At 70.1% G+C, this 18,922-nt stretch carries 13 protein-coding genes; 2 read left to right on the forward strand and 11 right to left on the reverse strand.

Features of this window, described 5'->3' with window-relative positions:
- Positions 1-90: 90 nt before the first annotated feature.
- The 11 genes from ACGFIO_RS26265 to ACGFIO_RS26315 all read right to left on the reverse strand — a co-directional run bounded on the left by ACGFIO_RS26265 (position 91) and on the right by ACGFIO_RS26315 (position 14,078).
- Positions 91-1,416 (reverse strand): nitrate/nitrite transporter, encoded by a 1,326-nt coding sequence (locus ACGFIO_RS26265; RefSeq protein WP_392829481.1) that lies wholly within the window; start codon positions 1,414-1,416, stop codon positions 91-93.
- The gene (locus tag ACGFIO_RS26270) at positions 1,413-1,712 is read right to left on the reverse strand and encodes a Rieske (2Fe-2S) protein (protein ID WP_392829483.1); all 300 of its coding nucleotides are present in this window, start codon (positions 1,710-1,712) and stop codon (positions 1,413-1,415) included. Before ACGFIO_RS26270 ends, ACGFIO_RS26265 begins: the two co-directional genes overlap by 4 nt.
- Positions 1,709-4,138: a nitrite reductase large subunit NirB gene (gene nirB, locus ACGFIO_RS26275; RefSeq protein WP_392829484.1), complete on the reverse strand. Its 2,430-nt coding sequence runs from the start codon at positions 4,136-4,138 to the stop codon at positions 1,709-1,711. The genes ACGFIO_RS26270 and nirB overlap by 4 nt, the downstream gene beginning before the upstream one ends.
- Positions 4,135-6,216: a molybdopterin oxidoreductase family protein gene (locus ACGFIO_RS26280; RefSeq protein ID WP_392829485.1), complete on the reverse strand. Its 2,082-nt coding sequence runs from the start codon at positions 6,214-6,216 to the stop codon at positions 4,135-4,137. Before ACGFIO_RS26280 ends, nirB begins: the two co-directional genes overlap by 4 nt.
- A 172-nt stretch (positions 6,217-6,388) precedes the next feature.
- A complete protein-coding gene (locus tag ACGFIO_RS26285) occupies positions 6,389-7,027 on the reverse strand; it encodes a sirohydrochlorin chelatase (RefSeq protein ID WP_392829487.1) in 639 nt (212 codons plus the stop codon).
- Positions 7,024-8,142 carry a uroporphyrinogen-III synthase gene (locus ACGFIO_RS26290; protein ID WP_392829489.1) on the reverse strand — a complete coding sequence of 373 codons (1,119 nt, stop codon included), beginning with the start codon at positions 8,140-8,142 and terminating at the stop codon, positions 7,024-7,026. Before ACGFIO_RS26290 ends, ACGFIO_RS26285 begins: the two co-directional genes overlap by 4 nt.
- A 171-nt stretch (positions 8,143-8,313) precedes the next feature.
- Positions 8,314-9,474, reverse strand: coding sequence for a hypothetical protein (locus ACGFIO_RS26295; protein ID WP_392829491.1), 1,161 nt, complete (start codon positions 9,472-9,474; stop codon positions 8,314-8,316).
- 1 nt (position 9,475) lies between these two features.
- Complete coding sequence (locus ACGFIO_RS26300; protein WP_392829493.1) at positions 9,476-10,003, reverse strand: sigma-70 family RNA polymerase sigma factor; 528 nt, start codon at positions 10,001-10,003, stop codon at positions 9,476-9,478.
- Positions 10,004-10,132: 129 nt separating this feature from the next.
- A complete protein-coding gene (locus ACGFIO_RS26305) occupies positions 10,133-11,287 on the reverse strand; it encodes a Gfo/Idh/MocA family protein (protein WP_392829494.1) in 1,155 nt (384 codons plus the stop codon).
- A 47-nt stretch (positions 11,288-11,334) separates the two neighbouring features.
- Positions 11,335-13,245, reverse strand: coding sequence for a glycosyl hydrolase family 28-related protein (locus ACGFIO_RS26310; RefSeq protein ID WP_392829496.1), 1,911 nt, complete (start codon positions 13,243-13,245; stop codon positions 11,335-11,337).
- Positions 13,246-13,307: 62 nt separating this feature from the next.
- Complete coding sequence (locus ACGFIO_RS26315) at positions 13,308-14,078, reverse strand: RNA polymerase sigma factor SigF (RefSeq protein WP_392829498.1); 771 nt, start codon at positions 14,076-14,078, stop codon at positions 13,308-13,310.
- Positions 14,079-14,159: 81 nt separating this feature from the next.
- On the opposite strand from ACGFIO_RS26315, the gene ACGFIO_RS26320 reads away from it, so the two are divergent.
- Both ACGFIO_RS26320 and fxsT read left to right on the forward strand, forming a co-directional pair.
- Positions 14,160-15,344: an EAL and HDOD domain-containing protein gene (locus ACGFIO_RS26320; protein WP_392829500.1), complete on the forward strand. Its 1,185-nt coding sequence runs from the start codon at positions 14,160-14,162 to the stop codon at positions 15,342-15,344.
- 200 nt (positions 15,345-15,544) lie between these two features.
- Positions 15,545-18,922, forward strand: a complete 3,378-nt coding sequence (gene fxsT / locus ACGFIO_RS26325) for an FxSxx-COOH system tetratricopeptide repeat protein (RefSeq protein ID WP_392829502.1) — start codon at positions 15,545-15,547, stop codon at positions 18,920-18,922.

Here is an 18,922-nt window from a genome sequence, read left to right on the forward strand (position 1 = left end):
CGGCGTGACATCTGTGCCCGATCTTTCTCAGACTCCGGCAAGATGACTTACGGTCGCATCAACTGCACTCAAGCTGCATGAAGTCGGAATTCACACCACGATCAATTTCCGCGCTGACGGGCGTCGATATACCACCCACGTCACACCGACGCAGACGGCATAGAAGGCGATGAACGTCAGGTAGGCGGCGTCGGCCGAGCCGTACTCCAGGAACGACTGCCGGAAAGCCAGGTTGACCAGCACACCGCCGAAGGCGCCGATGGCGCCGGCGATGCCGATCACCGATCCGGAGAGGCGGCGGGCCTCACTCTCCGACTCCGGGTGCCGGGCCCGGAAGATCGCCGGGATCATCTTGTACGTCGACCCGTTGCCGATCCCGCTGAAAACGAAGAGCGCGACGAAACCGATCAGGTACAGCGGCAACGAGCGCGACTGTGAGGCGACTAACACCACGCCCGCGCCGCCGGCCATCGCCACGAACGTCCAGAACGTGACCCGGGCCCCGCCCAGCCGATCGGCCAGCGCCCCGCCGACCGGCCGGATCAGCGAACCCAGCAGCGGACCGAGGAAGGTCAGGTACGCGGCCTGGACCGGCGTACTGAACTCGCCGGCGAACTGCACCTGCAGCACCTGACCGAAGGCGAACCCGAAACCGATGAACGAGCCGAACGTGCCGATGTAGAGCAGCGACATGATCCAGGTGTGCGGATCCCGGGTGGCGTCCCGCATCCCCCGCTTCTCGTTGCGGGCCTGGCTGAGATTGTCCATGAACAGCGCCGAGCCGAGCGCGGCCAGCACGATCAGCGGAATGTAGATGCCCGCGACCAGGCCCGGACGCCCGGCACCGGCCGTGGCCAGCACCAGCAGGCCGACCAGCTGCACCGCGGCCACGCCCAGATTGCCGCCGCCGGCGTTGATGCCCAGCGCCCAGCCCTTCAGCCGGTCCGGGAAGAACGCGTTGATGTTGGCCATCGAGGAGGCGAAGTTGCCGCCGCCGACACCGGCCACCGCGGCCAGGAGCACCAGCGTGGTGTACGAGACCCCGGGCTCGATCAGGAACGCGGCCAGAACCGTGGGCACCAGCAGCAGCGTGGCGCTGATGATCGTCCAGTTCCGGCCGCCGAACCGCGCGACGGCGAAGGTGTACGGGATCCGCAGCACCGATCCGATCAGCGCGGGCAGGGCGGTGAGCAGGAACTTCCCCGCCGGATCGACACCGTAGGCCGGGCCCAGGAAGAGGACCAGCACCGACCACATGGTCCACACCGAGAAACCGATGTGCTCCGAGAAGATCGAGAAGATCAGGTTGCGTCGGGCGATCGGAGCGCCGGTCGACGCCCAGAACGCCGGGTCCTCCGGCCGCCATTCGTCGATCCAGTTGGCGCGGACAAGAGGGCGTTCGGCCACCGCGGTCATGTGAGGTCCTCCAGGATCAGCTGATCGCCGTCCACCCGCACCGGATAGACGGTCAGTGGCGGCTGGTCACCGTTCGAACAGCCGGTGGTCAGGTCGAAAGCGGTCAGATGCAAGGGGCAGATCACGACCTTGGTGTCGATCTGGCCGTCGGCGATCGGTCCGCCCCGATGCGAGCAGATCGCCGAGAGGGCGCGTACGGAACCGTCACGCAGCCGGAACACGGCGATCCGGTCGTCACCGACCGCGTACGCCCGGCCCTCGCCCAGCGGAATCTCCGAGAGTCGGCCCAGGATCACGACAGCACCGTCAGCGGAAGTGAGGTGCGGAACTGGCCCGGCGTGACCGGCGCCTTCCGCTCCTGCCAGGGATCCTGGTAGGACGCCACATCGGCGGCGATGGCCGCGTCGAGATCGGCCGCGATGCCGTCACTGTCCTCGACGACGACGGCGCGGACCCGTTCGATGCCGACGCGCGGCACGAACGCGTAGGTACGCTCCAGCCAGTTGCCGTTCTCGCGGTAGTACTGAATGAACCGGCCGGTCAGCGTGACCACCTCGGCCGGCGAGGACACCGTGGCCAGCAGGTCGCCCTTGCGTACGTGGGCACCGGCCGCGCCGCCGACGTAGATCTCCCACTTCCCGCCGTCGATGGCCACCACGCCGACGTCCTTGACGTACGCCTCGGCGCAGTTGCGTGGGCACCCGGTGACCGCCAGCTTCATCTTCCCCGGGCCCTCGATGCCCTGGTAGCGCTCCTCGATCGCGATGCCCAGGGCGGTCGAGTCACCCACCCCGAACCGGCAGAAGTCCGACCCGACACAGGTCTTCACCGTCCGGAAGCTCTTCCCGTAGGCCCAGCCCGACGGCATGTCCAGATCGGCCCAGATCTCCGGAAGCTTGTCCTTCGGCACGCCGAGCAGGTCGATGCGCTGGCCACCGGTCAGCTTGACCATCGGCACCTGATGGCGCTCGGCCACCTCGGCGATCCGCTTGAGCTGGGCCGGCGTGGTGACGCCGCCCTTCATCTGGGGCACCACCGAGAACGTGCCGTCCCGCTGGATGTTGGCGTGCACCCGGTCGTTGATGAAGCGGGCGTCCCGCTCGTCCTCGTACTCCGCGCCCCACATCATCTTGAGCAGCGAGGCCAGGCCCATCTTGCTCTTGGCGTCCTCGCCGCCCGGCGCGAGCAGGGCGAAGACCGACGACACCGACCGGAGCCCGTGCTCGCGGATCGCCCGCATCAGCTCCGGCTTGGGCATCGGCACCCCCGGCACATACCAGGACGCGGCCGGGTCCTCCTCGACGTCACCGTCGGCGGCCCACTCGACGATCCGCTTGACCAGGCCCTTGCAGGTGCCGCAGCCCTTGCCGGCCTTGGTCCGGTCCATCACCCCGTTGACGGTGTTGCAGCCGCCCTTCACACAGGCCGCGATCGTCCCCTTGGTGACGCCGTTGCAGTTGCAGACCTGCTCGTCGTCGGCCATCTCGGCCGGGCTGACCTCACCCGACGGCCCGCCCAGGTCGAACATCAGCTCGGCGCGATCCTCGGGCAGCGCCAGCCCCCGGTCGAACGCCTGCGTCAGGAACGCGACCTTGCGCACGTCGCCGACCAGCGTGGCGCCGATCAACCGGCCGTCCCGGATCACCACGCTCTTGTAGACACCCTTGCGCGGCTCGGCGAACGTCAGCACCTCGTCGTCGTCCCGCTCCGGCGCGATGACACCCATCGCGGCCACGTCCACCCCGGCCACCTTGAGCTTGGTCGCCACCCGCGACCCGAGATAGGCCGCGTCCCGATCACGCCCGCTGACCACGTCGGCCAGCACCCCGGCCTGCTCCCACAACGGCGCGACCAGCCCGTACGTCTGACCCCGGTGCTGCACGCACTCACCGACCGCGAAGATGTCACCGGACACCCGCATCTGGTCGTCCACCACGATGCCGCGCTCGACCGGCAGGCCGCTGGTCTCGGCCAGCTCACTGTTGGCCCGGATGCCGGCCGCGACCACCACCACGTCGCAACCGATGGTGCGGCCGTCGGCCAGCTTGACCCCGGTGACCGCGTGCTGGCCGAGGATCTCGGTGGTCCGGGCGCCGGTCACCACCTCGATGCCCAGCTGTTCGACGCTGCCCCGCAGGATCGCACCGGCCTGAGGGTCGAGCTGCGAGTTCATCAGATGGCCGGCCGAATGCACGAGCGTGACCTGGGACAGGTGGCTCTGCAGGCCACGGGCCGCCTCCAGGCCGAGCAGCCCGCCGCCGATCACCACGGCGCGCTCGTGGTCGCGGGCGTACCGGATCATGTTCCTGGTGTCGTCGAGCGTCCGGAAGGCGAAGACGCCCTGGTGGTAGCCGCGGCCCGGGCGGTGGATGCCGGGAATCGGCGGGACGTGCGCGCGGCTGCCGGTGGCGATGATCAGCTTGTCGTACGGGGTGGCCACACCCTGGTCGTCCACCACGACGTTGTCGTCCGGGGCCACCCGGACGACGCGCCGATGGTGCAGGGTGATGCCGTTGTCCGCGTACCAGCCGAGGTCGTTGAGGAAGATGCCACTCTCGTCCTCCACCCCCGCCAGCACGTTGGACAACATGATCCGGTTGTAGTTGCCGTACGGTTCGTCGCCGAACATGGTGATCGCGAAGTCACCCCCGCGTGCGAGGATCTCCTCCACCGTCCGGGCGCCGGCCATGCCGTTGCCGATCACCACGAGTCGCTGCTTCACGAGGGCTCCTCATCTACAAGCGCGATGGCCACCGCGCAGGCCTTGAACGCCGGCATCCGCGAGTGCGGATCCAGCGCCGGATCGGTCAGCAGATTGGCGCCCACCCAGTGGAAAGGCGCGAAGATCACGTCGGGGCGGATGCCCCGGTTGAGCCGGGCCCGGAAGACGGCCCGGCCGCGGCGGCTGCGCAGCTCGACCATGTCGCCGTCGGCGATGCCGTGCCGCCGGGCCAGGTCCGGGTGCAGTTCGGCCCGCGGCTCGGGCAGCGCCACCGACAGCGAGGACACCCGGCGGGTCTGGTTGCCGCTCTGGTACTGCTGCATGTTGCGGCCGGTGGTCAGCACGTACGGGTAGTCGCGGTCGGGCATCTCGGCCGGGTCGCGGTGCTCGACGCGGACGAACCGGGCCCGGCCGTCCGGCGTCGGGAAGCCATCGGCGAACAGCCGCGGCGTACCCGGGTGGTCCTCGGCCGGGCACGGCCAGAACACGCCCTGCTCGCGTTCGATCCGCTCATAGCTGATGCCGGCGTAGTCGGCGATCCCGCCCGCGCTGGCCCGGCGCAACTCGTCGAAGACCACGCGCGGCTCGTCACTGAAGAACCGGCCGCGGCCCAGGCAGTCGGCCAGCGCTTTCAAGGCCTGGAGATCGGTACGCACCTCGGGCGGCGCCTCGACCGCGCGCTTGCGGCGCAGCACGCGACCCTCCAGGTTGGTCATCGTGCCCTCTTCCTCGGCCCACTGCGTGGTCGGCAGCACCACGTCGGCCATCTCGGCCGTCTCGGAACGGAAGATGTCGGAGACGACCAGGAAGTCGAGCGCGTTCAGGCGCTCACGCACCCGGTTGGCGTCCGGGGCGGAGACCACGATGTTGGAAGCCAGCACGAGCAGCACGCGCACGCCGCCGTCGGTGCCCAGGCGGTCGATCATCTCGTACGCCGACAGCCCCGGTCGTGGCAGCTCATCGGGGTCGATCCCCCACACCGCGGCCACATGCGCCCGGGCCGCCGGATCGTCCAGCTTGCGGTACCCGGGCAGCTGGTCGGCCTTCTGCCCGTGCTCGCGGCCACCCTGCCCGTTGCCCTGCCCGGTGATCGTGCCGTAGCCCGACGCGTCCCGCCCGACCAGCCCGAGCGCCAGCGCCAGGTTGAGCCAGGCCTGCGCGGTGTCCGTGCCGTTGCTGTGCTGCTCGGCGCCCCGGGCGGTGAGGATCATCGCCGGCCGCTCGGTGGCCAGCATCCGCACCGTCTCGCGCAGATGCTCGGCCGGCACCCCGGTCATCCGCTCGACCCGGTCCGGCCAGTACGACGCCGTGGCCGCGCGGACCGCCTCGAATCCCGTGGTCCGCTCACGAATGAAGTCCTGGTCGAGCAGTCCCTCCCGGACGGCGATGTGCATCAGGCCATTGGCCAGCGCCAGGTCGGTGCCGGGCAGGGGCTGCAGGTGCCGGTACGAGCCGGCCGCCGTCGCCGTGCGCCGCGGATCCACCACGATGTGCCGGGCCCCCTCGGCCCGCCCCGCGTCCAGATACTGCATCGCCGGCGGCATCGCGTCGGCCGGATTGGCCCCGACCAGCAGCACGGTCCGGGCCCGGGCGATGTCGGCCACCGGGAACGGCAGCCCCCGGTCGACGCCCAGCGCCCGGTTGGCCGCCGTCGCCGCCGACGACATGCAGAACCGCCCGTTGTAGTCGATCGCCGACGAGCGCAGCGCCACCCGCACGAACTTCCCCAGCGTGTACGCCTTCTCGTTGGTCAGCCCACCGCCACCGAAGGCGCCGGCGCTGTCCGGCCCGTACCGCTGCTGCGCGCTCTTGATCTGCTCCGCGACCAGCGTGAGAGCCTCGTCCCAGCTCGCCTCGCGCAGCGGGCTGCTCCGATCCCCCGGCGTCTTGCGAACCAGCGGCATGAGCAGCCGGTCCCGGTGGTCGAGCAGCTCCGCCGCGGTCCACCCCTTGGCGCACAGCCCGCCGTTGTTGACCGGGAAGTCGGCCGGCTCGAGTCGCACACCGCGCCGCTCCGGGGTGAGCGTGATGCCGCACTGCAGTGCGCAGTACGGGCAGTGGGTCGCAGTCGCCGGCATGCGCTCATCGTGTTCGCGTCCCGTTACCCTCCGACTCCACTACCGTCACGGCAACGTTCAGAACCCCTTACATCCGCCGCCCCGCCAATGTGACATCCCCGCCCACCCCTAAGGCGAGGTCGGCCGCCGAAACCGTGATCAAACGCGAAACCGCAGGTCGGAGTGGGGGCAACTATTGGTGCGCAGAGCAAAGGACCGCGTGGGTGTAGCGCTGGGTGATTAGGGCGGGCAGGCGGGGGTCGTGGCACAGGGGCGGGGTGACGCGGTCGGCGCCGGCGACGTGCAGGGAGCGGTAGAACAGGCCTTCGGCCAGCAGGTAGGCCGCCACGGTGATCCGTTCGGCGCCCCGGCGGCGCAAGGCGGTGACGACGTCGGCGGTCTGGTTCTGGGCGGCGTAGGCGACGTGGGCGCCCAGGTCGGCGGCGACGGTGTCGACCTGGGCGCGCCAGTGGGGGTCGGAGGAGCCGGCGGCGGCCAGGATCAGGGCGTCGTGGTCGCGGCCGGCCTGGTCGGCGAGGATCTCGGTGAGCAGCGGGTCGGGGCCGAGGGGCGGGGCGACGATGCTGGTGCCGGCGGCCTCGGCGATGTCGACGCGTACGTGGTAGCCGGTGCTGAGCAGCAGCGGGACGATGACGGCGCGGCGTACGTGGCGCATGGTCTCGGTGATGCGGGGCTGCTGGACGTCGACGTGGGTCAGGTGGACGTCGAGCTCGGGATGGCGTCGTGCGACCTCGGCGACCAGGCCGCGGATCTGCCGGCGGCCGGCCGCGGACCGGGTGCCGTGGGCGACGGCGACGAGGGTGCCGGTCACGCCGCGTCGTCCACGCGCAGGCGGTAGCCGCGTTTGATCACCGTCTCGATGTGCTTGCCGGGGCCGAGCGCGGTGCGCAGCCGGGCCACGGCGACGTCGACCGCGTGGCCGTCGTTGGCCCGGGGCAGGGTGGCGGCCAGGCGTTCCTTGGAGACGACGGCGCCGGGGCGGGCCGCCAGCGCGGACAGGATCGTCATCGAGGCCGGGGCCAGCGTGTGCAGGCGGCCGTCGATCAGCACGGCGTGGCCGCGGAGTTCCAGGTCGCAGCCGGCCACCCGGAGCAGCCGGGCCCGGCGCGGCAGCTCGTCGGTCAGGGTCTTGATCAGGGCGCCGAGCCGGAAGCGCTGGGGCGACACCACTGGCACGTCCCGCTCGATCAGGGGTGCGGCGGTCACCGGGCCGACGCAGGCGGCCAGCACGTCGGTACGCAGCCGGGCCAGCAGCGGATCGGCCTGCGGGCCGGCGATCTGCAGGAACGCGCGTACGGCGGGCGCGCTGGTGAATGTGACCGCGTCGACCTGGCCCTGTACGACCTGCTCGACCAGGCGCCGGACGGGGTTGACGTCGGGTGGCAGCGTCCAGCGGTAGACCGGCACCTCGACCACCACCGCGCCGGCGTCGCGTAGCGCGTCCACGAACTGGGTCTGCGGCTCGCCGTGCTCCTGCACCGCGATGCGCGTGCCGGCGACGCCTTCGGTGAGCAGCCGGTCGAGGATCTCTTCGGTGGCCTCGGTGGCGGCCGCCCACTCCTCGGTGAGCCCGGCCGCCCGGATCGCGCCGCACGGCTTGGGCCCGCGGGCCAGGATCCGCGCCCGGCGCAGCGCGGCCCGCAGTTCGTCGCCCATCCCCCAGCCCTCGGCCGCCTCCAGCCAGCCCCGGAAGCCAAAGCCGGTGGTGGCGACGACCAGGTCGGGGGCGAGCCCGATGCAGGTGGCGGTGGCCGTACGCAGCGCCTCGTCGTCGGCCAGCGGAATGATCGTGATGGCCGAGGCGGTGAGCACCCGGGCGCCACGCCGGGTGAGCAGCGCCGCCATCTCGTCGCGGCGCCGCTCGGCGGTAACCGCCACGGTGAAGCCGGCCAGTGCCCCGACCTCGTCTTCCGATCCCTGCGTCACCGGACCCATGCTGTTCGCTATTGGTGACGCGGTCGCTGCGCGAATGTTTCCGCCCTGTCAACCCGCGATCTCAACCCGGCTCGTGTACGGGTGAGCCGGCCGCACCGACCGGGCTGTGCGTTTCCCGGTCGACGGGTGTCGCCCCGGCCGGGAGGGCATCTTGTCGGGGTGTTACCTGCCCGCGGCGGCGGCGAGCGGGAACCAGGTCGACGGCTGGTCGACGTCGGCGAAGGTGAGCTGGGACAGCACCCGCTTCAGGTCGGCCGACGACGTGTCGCCGCTGCCGACGATCTCGACCTTGTACTTGCCGCCGGGGAGTACCCGGTAGCAGAGGTCCGGATTGCCGCTGTTGCAGTACGGCGTGCCGGGGGTGCTGCCGCCCGGCGGCTCCTCCTTCGGGGGGAAGCTCGACAGGTTGACCCAGATGTCCTTGACGCTGTCGGTGTCGGCGACGACCGCGTCGGTCAGCCGCTCCCGCGTCCGGGTCGGCGCTTTGGCCAGGCGCAGGCTGGTGCGGTAGCCCTCGTCGGCGGCGCCGTTCGGGTAGCCCGGCGCGCGGCCGCCCTGAACCAGCCGGTAGCCGGGCGGGACGGACCCGAGCTTCATCGCGGCGGTGGCCGGGTACGGCTTCACCCCGTGCAGCCCGGCCGCGACGGTGACCATGTCGTCGACGCTGATCCGGCCGTCCGGGTCGGGCTCGAAGGTGTTCAGCACCGCCCAGCCGTCGTCCTGGTACTGCCAGGCCAGGCCGCGCTGCCCGGGGATCGGGGAGACGCCGCCCTCGAGCTCGGTGTCCTCCTTGAACAGGCCGGGCCGGTCGCCGACCCGCACCGACCGGCCGCCGTCGAACTGCTGCGGGGAGTACCGGCCGGGCCGGTACACGGTCAGGAGCAGGTTCTGGGCCGGCTGGCTCCGGGCGACCTGCGGCTTCTGGCCGGCTTTGGGGGGCTCGGCATAGATCTCGTCGACGTCGTCGCCCATCCGTACGCTGGCCTGCTGGAAGTCGGCGGTGACGAGGAACGGGTCGTTCACCGTGAACTCGCCGGCCCGGTAGCCCGTGAACGCGTACTCCCAGACCTGGTCCGGATAGCGCAACGGTTCCGGGGTCGAGCGGGCCGCCACCGGCTGGGACGTCGCGGCCGGCGGTCCGGCCGAGTGGCCCATGATCAGCCGCGGCACCCCGACCGCCGCGCCCACCGCGACCACCGCCGTGGCGACCGCGACGCCGGTCCACGCGGCCCGCCGCCGGGTGCGCAACCGGCGGCCGGCCAGCACCACGTCGTCGACGGTGTAGCGCGGCGCCGGCGGGTTCCGCTTCGCGTCTTCCAACATGTCAGAAAGCTCTCGCTGCATGACGTTCCTCCCTGGTCTCACCGGAAAAATCCACGCTCAGGACCGCTCGGAGCCGGTCCAGCCCACGCGACGTGTACGACTTGACCGTGCCTTCGGGCCAGCCCAGCGCCTCGGCCGTCTCCTGCACGCTGCGCCCCTCGAGGAAGCGCAGCACCAGCACGGCGCGCAGTTTGGGCGACAGCGTCCGGAGCGCCTGACGGACCTGGAGCCGGTCGTCGACCGCGGCGGTCCGGTCCGGAAGGGCGCGTTCCGGCATCGCGTGGCTGTGCGACTTCTCCCGCCGCCACCACGGCCGCCGGGTCTCGTCGATGGCCGCCCGGACGACGGCGGCGCGGGCGTACCCGGCCGGTGAGTCGATCCGGTCCCACTTCAGGTAGAGGCGGGCCAGCACGGTCAGCACCGCGTCCTCCGCGACCTGCCAGTCACCGCAGGTCAGGTAGGCCAGACCGCGCAACGGTTCCATCTGCGCGCCGACGAAAGCCCGGAAGTCCGTCTCTCTGTCATCCACGCCTCTAAGACGCATGCCAGGGGTTCCCGCGTTACAAAAAATCGGGACCAGGGCGAGAACGCCCTGGTCCCGATGCGGAAAAGGTGGTTACGGGAGGGAACGCGGGCTGTGGCCGGGCTCCAGGGTCATCTAAATATGTAGGTCAACCCATGCGCGGCGGGAAGCCGACTCGGACAGCGCGTCGAGGATGCGCGCGCCGGCGACGGCGTCGTCCAATGTCGTTCCGTACGCCTTGTCCTCGGCGATCGAGCGCAGGAAGCGATGTGCCTCGATCACCTTCAGGTCGTCCAGGCCCATGCCGTTGGCCGAGCCGGGCTGGAAGGCGGCGTAATCGCCGTGCCCTGGTCCGATGTGGATCGCGCTGACCGCCTGGTCCTGGTACGCCGTGCCGGTGCTGAGGCCGAGCTCCCCCATCCGCCGGAAGTCCCAGTACACGGCGCCTTTCGTCCCGTGCACCTCGAAGCCGTAGGTGTTCTGTTCGCCCACCGCGACCCGGCTCGCCTCCAGGATCGCTCGCGCCCCCGAGGCCAGGCGCAGCTGCGCCGACACGTAGTCCTCGTTCTCCACCGGGCCGAGTTCGCCGCCCGCCGCGCGGACGTGTCCCGCGGTGGCGCCGGCCGGCCGGGCCCGCCGCGGCACGAAGATGGCCGTGTCGGCGACCAGCGAGGTGATCTCGCCGAGCAGGAACCGGATCAGGTCGGCGGCGTGCGCGGCCAGGTCGCCGAGCACCCCGCTGCCGCCTCGGGCCCGCTCGAACCGCCAGCTCAGCGCGCCTTCCGGGTGGGCCGCGTAGTCGCTGAAGAACCGGCAGCGGGCGTGCGTGACAGTACCGATGTCACCGGCGGCGATCAGGTCCCGGGCCGCCTCGACCGCGGGCGCGTTGCGGTAGTTGAAGCCGACCGCGCCGTGCACCCCGGCGTCCCGGGCCGCGCCGGCCACCGCGGCCGCGTCGTCCGAGGTGAGGCCGACCGGCTTCTCGATCCAGATGTGCTTGCCGGCCCGGGCCAGCTCGACGCCCATCTCCCGGTGCAGAAAGTTGGGCGCGGTGATGCTGACCGCTTGGATCCGCGGGTCGGCCGACAGCGCCCGCCAGTCGTCGGCCGCGGCGGCGAAACCGTACTGTGCGGCGGCTGACGCGGCCCGGCCCGGCACCTCGTCGGCCACCGCGACCAGGACGGGGCGCAGGCCGAGGGCCGGGTAGTGGTGGGGTACGCGCAGGTAGGCCTGGGTGTGCACTCGTCCCATCCAGCCGAAGCCGGCCACCGCCACGCCGAGAGTCTCCATGCGTCGACTATGTCAGCGCGGAGATCCCCGGCGCGGTGTCAAATCCATCAAAAACCCCTCCACGGCGAGGGTACGGGCGGAGGCACCACGGCCGGCCGGTCCTGGCAGCTGATCACGTTGGGCAGGTACGGCCGCAGCCACCCGCCGTCGTTGCCACCGAGGTCGGCCAGCCCGAACTCGGACCCGGCCGGCGTGAAGTGGAACGATCCGCAGTTGTTCACGCCTTGCGCCCCGACATTGCGCGCGTCCACGTTTTCGAAGGACGCCGATCCTTGGGTACGCGCGGAAAGCACGCTGGTGCCCGTACCGTCGACGTGGATGTCTTTGAACTTGACCCCGTCGATGCCGTAGAGGTCCTTCACGCCGAACTCGCTGACCAGCATGATCGCGTTGTAGGTGCTGTCGAGGTAGTGGTCGCCGGTGACCGAGATGTCGGCGGCGATGCCGCGGTCGAGGGCGTAGAACCAGATGGCGCCGAGCCCGATGGTCCAGTTCAGGTCGAGCGTGCCGGCCCGCACCGTGGTGTTGCCGGCGATGGTCAGCCGCCCGGTGAACGGCTCGGCTCCGAACCGTGACCCGGCGTGCAGTCCGCTGCCCTCGCGCAGCGGGTCGGCGACCAGGTTGCCGCGTACCGTGGTGTCCCGCCCGCCGTAGATGGCGATGCCGTTGGCCAGGGTCGGCGTCTGCACGGTGTTGCGTTCGAAGACGTTGCCCGCGTTCGCGGTCTTCTCCGACCACATGGCCAGCCCGTCGTCGCCGCTGTTGCGTACGAAACTGTTTCGTACAGCCGAGCCGGTCACGCCGGTGTGGAAGTTGACGCCGTCGGCGATCTGGTCGACGATCATCGTGTCGCTGACCGTGGTGTCGCGCATCGGCCCGTCGAACCACAACCCGACCTTGGTGTGCCGGATGTGCAGGCCCTCGATGGTGGATTCGCTCATCGCCCCGCCGACGCCGTTGACCTGGTCGGTGTCGATCCGCTCGCGCACGTCCCCTTCGATGGCGAACCCCTCGAGGTGTACGCGGTGACTGCCGCCCTGTTCGGCCGGCTTGCCGTAGAACCCGACCCCGTGCCCGGTCACCCTGGTGTGCCAGTTGCCGGCGCCGATGATCGTGACGTCGTCGACGACGATGTGCCGGTTGACCTGGTAGGTGCCGGGCGGCAGGTAGACCGGCCGCCGCAGTGTGCGGGCGAGCGCGATGGCCCGGTCGAACGCGGGCGCGGCGTCGCGCCGGCCGGTCGGGTCGGCGACCAGCCACACCGCCGGGCCGACCACCCGGGGCGGGGCGACCAGTTCCGAGTCGAGCAGGTCGATGACTGTCCAGTTTTTCGCCGACGAGGGAGCGGTGAGGCGGATCCGGTCACCGGCCCGGTAGGTGCGGGCCAGCTTCAGGCGCTGCTCGTCGTAGAACTTCATCGGCCGGAACGGCTTGGTGATGGCGGGCGCCGGGGTGGTCGCGGCGGGTACGCAGGAGCATTCGGTGATCCACCAGTCCGGGTGCAGCGGGCCGGCGGCCGGGTCGTTGGTGAACGGATACTGGTTGTAGAGGTAGGCGTACTCGGAGGTCATGGTCAGGGTCTTGCGGTCGTGGCCGTTGACCGTGACGTCGAGCGGGGCGCGGATCCCGCCGCCGGTGGGGGCGTCCGGGATGCTGTATCGGACGGTGATCGCGTTCGCGGCCCGGGGCAGTGTGAATTCGACCCACTGCCCGGGACGGAGCTTGACCGCCTGCCGGCCGGACGCCTCGGCGGGCAGCGTGTACGCGGTGCGGTCGGGGCCGATCACGGCGCCGGTGGTGCGCGCGTTCTCGGCCTCCTGCTCAACGAAGGAGACAGCGGCGCCGCGGCCGTGGACCAGGGCGGGGTCGAGCCCGGCCCGGGTCACCGGGGTGGCTCCGGTGGAGGGGACGGCGGTGAGGGTGACGGTGAGCGCAGTGATGAGTGCGGAGGGGAGCATGGCCGCACGCTAGCGACGCGCGCACGGAGTGTCGATGATTTCCGCGAAATTGCTGAGTTATTTCAGTCGTTGCGCAAGTCGGACCGCAACCGCTGCAAGGCCTTGGCAATCAGCCGGGACACGTGCATCTGCGACAGACCGACCCGGGCGGCGATCTCCGACTGGGTCATGTTGCCGTAGAAGCGCAGCGACAGGATGCGCTGCTCGCGCTCGTTGAGCTTGGTCATGGCACGGCCGAGGGTGAGGCGGAGCTCGGTCAGCTCGTACTCGTGATCACTCGCGCCGAGGGTGTCGGCCAGCTCGACCGTGCCGTCCCCGCCCGCCACCGGGGCGTTGAGACTGCTGGCCGAGTACGCCCGGGCACCCTCCAGCCCCTCCAGCACCGCCTCCTCGGTGATCCCGAGGTGCGCGGCGACGTCGGCCACTGTCGGCGAGCGGCCCAGGGTGGCCAGCAGCGCGTTGTTGGCCTGATTGATGGCCATCCGCAACTCCTGGGTGCGGCGGGGCACCCGGACCGACCACGTACGGTCCCGGAAGTGGCGCTTGATCTCGCCCAGCACGGTCGGGATGGCGAAACCGGCGAACTCCACGCCGTGGCCCGGGTCGTACCGGTCGACCGCCTTGATCAGCCCGACCGTCGCGGTCTGAACCAGGTCGTCGGCCGGCTCGCCGCGGCCGTGGTAGCGCGCGGCCAGGTGTCGCGCCAGCGGGAGCCACGCCTCGATCGCCCGTGCTCGCACCCGGGCCCGGCGCGGATCGGTCGCCGGCATCGACGCCATGGCCTTGATCAGTTCGTCAGCGCCGGCCCGCGCATGGTCCGTCAGGGTGCTCATACGCCTAACGTTAATTCGACTCAGGAAACGACGCAACTCGAAGTACGTAAAGTCCCACCTCCGAGTGCCGATGGGACGCCCGTGAACCTCACCCACCTCGTGCACGTCGGCCGGCAACCGATCTTCGACGCCGGCGGCACGGTCGTGGCCTACGAGCTGCTGTTCCGCGGCGACGCCGACGCGGTCGAGGCCGGGCGGCAGGACACCTACGCCACCAGCCAGGTGATGATCAACGCGTTCACCGAGTTCGGGCTGCGCGAGGTGGCCGGCGACAAGCTCTGCTTCATCAACCTGACCACCGAGTTCCTCACCGGCGAACTGACCCTTCCGTTCGGGCCCGAGCAGGTCGTCCTCGAGGTGCTGGAGACGGTCACCGTCGACGACGACGTGATCGCCGGGATCACCGCCCTGGCCGGGCAGGGCTACCGAATCGCCCTCGACGACTACGTCCACGGCTCCGGCCACGAGAAGCTGCTGCCGCTGGCCTCGTACGTCAAGCTCGACCTGCTCGACGGCGACCTGACCGACCTGGACCAGCTCGTGGCCCTCCTGCGCGGCTTCCCCGGCCTCCAGATCGTCGCCGAGCGGTTGGAGGGCCCACCCCAGATCGCCCTGGCCGACCACTACAAATGCGAGCTTCGCCAGGGGTACGCGCTGAGCCGTCCCCAGGTCCTGACCGCGGCCAGCATCTCACCGTCCCGCCTGCGCCGGCTCCAACTCCTCGGCGCCCTGAACGCCCCCGACGCCGGCCTCAGCACCATCGTCTCGATCATCGCCACCGACCCGGCCCTGTCCCTGCGCGTCCTGCGCGCCTCCAACTCGGCCGCGGCCGGCCACTCCGGCCGGGTGTCGTCGGTCCGCCAGGCCGTCGTGATGATCGGGCTGGCGCACATCCGCCAGTGGGCCACCCTGATGGTCATCGACGACATCGCCGAGGCCACCGAGGAACAGATGGTCACCGCCCTGACCCGGGCCCGCCTGAGCGAGAACGTGGCCCGCACGGTCGGCGCCTCCGGCGACGCCGCCTTCATGGCCGGCCTGGTCGGCGGCGTCGCCGAACTGCTGGGCACCTCGTCGGCGTCGCTGGCGGCCCAGCTGCCGCTCTCCGCCGAGGTGTCCGGTGCCCTGGTCAACGGCAGCGGCGCCCTGGGCGAGGTGCTGCGCGTGGTCGACGCCTACGACGCCGGCGACGCGGCCGGCGCGGACCTGGCCGGCGCCTACATGGAGGCGATCAGGTGGTCGGCCCGGGCCACCGCCAAGCCCTGACAATAACTTCGAAATACGCCGATCTTCATGAAGATCAATGATCAATCCGCCTGACCACCCCGGCCGAGGCTGCCGGAAAGAGGCATCTAGGCTACTACCGTCAATCGCCTCCGCGGCCGTTGCCTCGGCTTCTGAACGAGGGATAAGTTCGTCTCAACGAATTGACAGCCATCGTATGTCAGAAGCACGGGAGACGAGAGTTGGCCCACGGCGCGAGAAAAGACGCGGCAGGCGACCTCCGCAATGCGCTGATCGATGCTCTGGTCGATGTCCCATTCGTCGATCGCCGGGCCGATCGCCGACTTCTCATCAACCTGATCAGGCGTGAGGTCAACGAGTTCCCCGACGTTCCGGAGCGGGACGAGTCCCGGCTTCATGTGATCGAGATCGTGCTGGCCTGCATGGCCGCCCGGGGCGGACTGCGAGCATTACGTGGCGCCCTCTCCGTCATGGCGCCCCGGGCCCCCGGCGCCAAGCGGGTCGACCAATTGATCAAGGCCGCCACGTTGAGCAACCTCCTGCTGGAGGGAGAGGTTCAACGTACGCACGAGCTTCTCGATCGCGCCGAGACCCACGGCGCGAGCGTGGACTGGTGGCTGGCCGACGTCGCCGGGCTCACGCCGCCGGCGCCTCCCCCCGCGTCCAGCCTCGGCCAGGCGTTCGACCACGCCGCCGGCCGGAACCATCATGAATACGGCACCATCGCCGGGCTCATCATGATCGACCGGGTCGCCGCCCGACTGGACGGCCCGATCCGGGTCGAGCTGGTCGGCTGGACCGAGCAGATCGCGGACCGCCTGGAGGTCACCGACCAGCTGCTGTCGGCCCGGCCGTCCGACATCGTCCCGCGCAAACCCGAAACCGAGTCGCAGACGCCTCCCTCGGACCTCGACGACGTTGATGAGGTCGATCACCTGACCGTAGCCGAGGTGATAGGTTCGCCCGAAAAGGCCCTTTTCGCCACATCGGGTGACGCCTTGCAGACACAGATCGATCCCGTCGAGGTCGACACTCGGCTGGATAGCGACGCGAGCACGGAGTTAGGAGACGAGATGCCTCCCGTCGCCGAGACAAGGCGGTCCCACGACCGGCTCCCCCAGGTGTGGGGTGACATCCCACAGCGCAACCAGGAGTTCACCGGACGCGAGGATCTGCTGGCCCGGCTGCACGACGAACTCGTCGAGGTACGCGAGACCGCGGTCCTGCCCGAGGCCATCCACGGCATGGGCGGGGTCGGCAAGTCCCAGCTGGCCATCGAATACGTACACCGTCACAGCCGCGAATACGACCTGGTCTGGTGGGTGCCGGCCGAGCAACAGGGCCAGATCCTCAACTCGCTGACCGCCCTCGCGCAGCGGCTCGGACTGGACGTCAGCCCCGAGGCGAACAGTGCCGTGCCGGCCGTCAAGGAAGCGCTGAGCACCGGTCAAACCGGTTACGAGAATTGGCTGCTGGTCTTCGACAATGCCGAGGATCCGGCCGAGGTCAGGCAATTCTTCCCGACCGGTGGAGCCGGAAAAATAATCGTCACTTCGCGCAACCCAGAATGGGGGCGGGGCGCTCGCCCACTGGAAGTCGACGTTTTCAACAGGGCCGAGAGCACCCATTTTCTGACGAAGCGAAATCCAGATCTCACCGACGACGAGGCCGATCGGCTGGCGGAAGCGCTCGGCGATCTTCCGCTCGCCATCGAGCAGGCTTCCGCCTGGCACGCCACCACCGGAATGCCGGCGGGTGAATATCTCGAACTGCTCGACGAAAAGCGTCTCGAACTGCTCGATCAGGAGCCTCCGCCGGACTACCGGGTCACCGTACGCGCGGCCTGGAGGTTGTCCCTGGAAAGATTGCGCGAGGTCAATCTGGGCGCCCTGCAGCTCCTCCAGGTGTGCTCGTTCTTCGCGCCCGAACCGATCTCGCGAAAGCTCTTCGCCGGTTCGCCGACCGCCCCGATCACCGACGACCTGGACGCGACCCTCAGCGACAAGTTCCGGCTGAGCCGAGCGATCCGCGACATTCAGCGGTACGCGTTGGCGAAGATCGATCACCGCAACAACACCCTGCAGATCCATCGCCTCATCCGCCTGGTTCTGGACGACAGCATGGACGCGGATCAGCAGGCGCTCATGCGACGCGGGGCCCACACCCTGCTCGCCAACGGCAACCCGAGCAACCCCAGCCGGAGCGACGAGTGGCCGCGTTACGGCGCACTGCGACCGCACCTGAATGCCTCGCGGGCGGTCGAATCCGACGACGCCCGGGTGCAGGAACTCGTCGCCGGCATGGCCCGATACCTCTATTACTGGGGTGACCACGTGGGCAGCGAGCAGCTGGCCGAGGAAGCGCTGCGCTTTCGCCAGGCCGACCGGGGGCCGAACGATCCGCACACACTCAGACTGGCCAAATGGGTCGGTTGGATGTACTTCGTCAACGGAAAGTTCGCCCAGGCCCGGGATCTGAACCAGGACACCCTCCAGCGCTACCAGCAGACCTTCGGTGACGAGGACGAGGGCACCCTGGACGCGATGTGGGTGGTGGCCACCGACCTGCGGGTGGCCGGCGACTTCGAAGCGGCACGCGAGCTGGACGAGACCGCGGTCCGGACCGGGCGCCGGGTCCTCGGTGACGACGATCCAGCCCTGCTGATCGGCACGAACAATCTGGCCCTGAGTCTGCGGCTGCTGGGCCGCTACACCGAGGCGCTGGAACTGGACACCGACACCGAGCACCGACGGGCCGTCGTGCTCGGCAGCGACGACGAGCTGACCCTCAGCTCGATGAGCAACCGCAACGTCGACCTGCGCGAGGCCGGCCACTACCTGGAGGCACGGAACCGGCAGGAGAAACTTTTCAGTACCGACATCGAGCTGTTCGGCCGGGACGCGCCCGCGACCCTGAAAACCGCTCGCATCCTCGCCGTGATGCGGCGTAAGGCCGGCGATCACAACGGCGCTCTGAAGCTCTCCCTCGAGACGCTCGAGCGCTATCTACGCCGCTACGACGAGAACTTTCCGGAAGCCATCGCCACCGCGATCAACCTCGCGATCGACCACCGCCACGCCAACAACCTCACCGACGCCCGGAAGATCGGCGAGCAGACGGTCGCCGCCTATCACCGGCTGTTCGGGCCGCGGCACCTCTACACCCTGTCGGCCCGAACCAACCTGGCCATCGTGCTCCGGCACGCGGGCGATCCGGCGGCGGCACGGGAACACAACGAGGAAAGCCTGCGCATCCTGGAGGAGACGCTCGGCCGGGACCACCCCGTCGCGTTGATCACGGCGACAAACTTCGCCAGCGACCTGGCCGCACAGGGCGAGCTGGCGATGGCGTACGACCTCGACACCGACACGCTGTCCCGATCGGAGCGAGTGCTGGGCGTCGAACATCCCTCGACCCTGGCCTGCAGCGTGAATCTCGCGCTCGATCTGCGGCAACTGAACCGGGTCGCGGAGGCCGATCGGATCCTGGCCGACACCATGATCCGTCTCCGGCGGGTGCTCGGCGAACGCCACCCCGCCACCTTGAACGCCCTGCAGAACCTCCGGGCCGACTGCGACGTCGACCCGATGCCGATGTAG

It is taken from the genome of Actinoplanes sp. NPDC049265, assembly GCF_043197135.1.
In the GTDB taxonomy this organism is placed as follows: domain Bacteria; phylum Actinomycetota; class Actinomycetes; order Mycobacteriales; family Micromonosporaceae; genus Actinoplanes.

Bases quoted from the DNA above. Each gene is read 5' to 3' on its own strand.
- ACGFIO_RS26295 (WP_392829491.1), bottom strand. From the start codon at position 9,474: ATGTTGGAAGACGCGAAGCGGAACCCGCCGGCGCCGCGCTACACCGTC.
- ACGFIO_RS26280 (WP_392829485.1), bottom strand. From the start codon at position 6,216: ATGCCGGCGACTGCGACCCACTGCCCGTACTGCGCACTGCAGTGCGGC.
- ACGFIO_RS26265 (WP_392829481.1), bottom strand. From the start codon at position 1,416: ATGACCGCGGTGGCCGAACGCCCTCTTGTCCGCGCCAACTGGATCGAC.
- ACGFIO_RS26305 (WP_392829494.1), bottom strand. From the start codon at position 11,287: ATGGAGACTCTCGGCGTGGCGGTGGCCGGCTTCGGCTGGATGGGACGA.
- ACGFIO_RS26310 (WP_392829496.1), bottom strand. From the start codon at position 13,245: ATGCTCCCCTCCGCACTCATCACTGCGCTCACCGTCACCCTCACCGCC.
- ACGFIO_RS26315 (WP_392829498.1), bottom strand. From the start codon at position 14,078: ATGAGCACCCTGACGGACCATGCGCGGGCCGGCGCTGACGAACTGATC.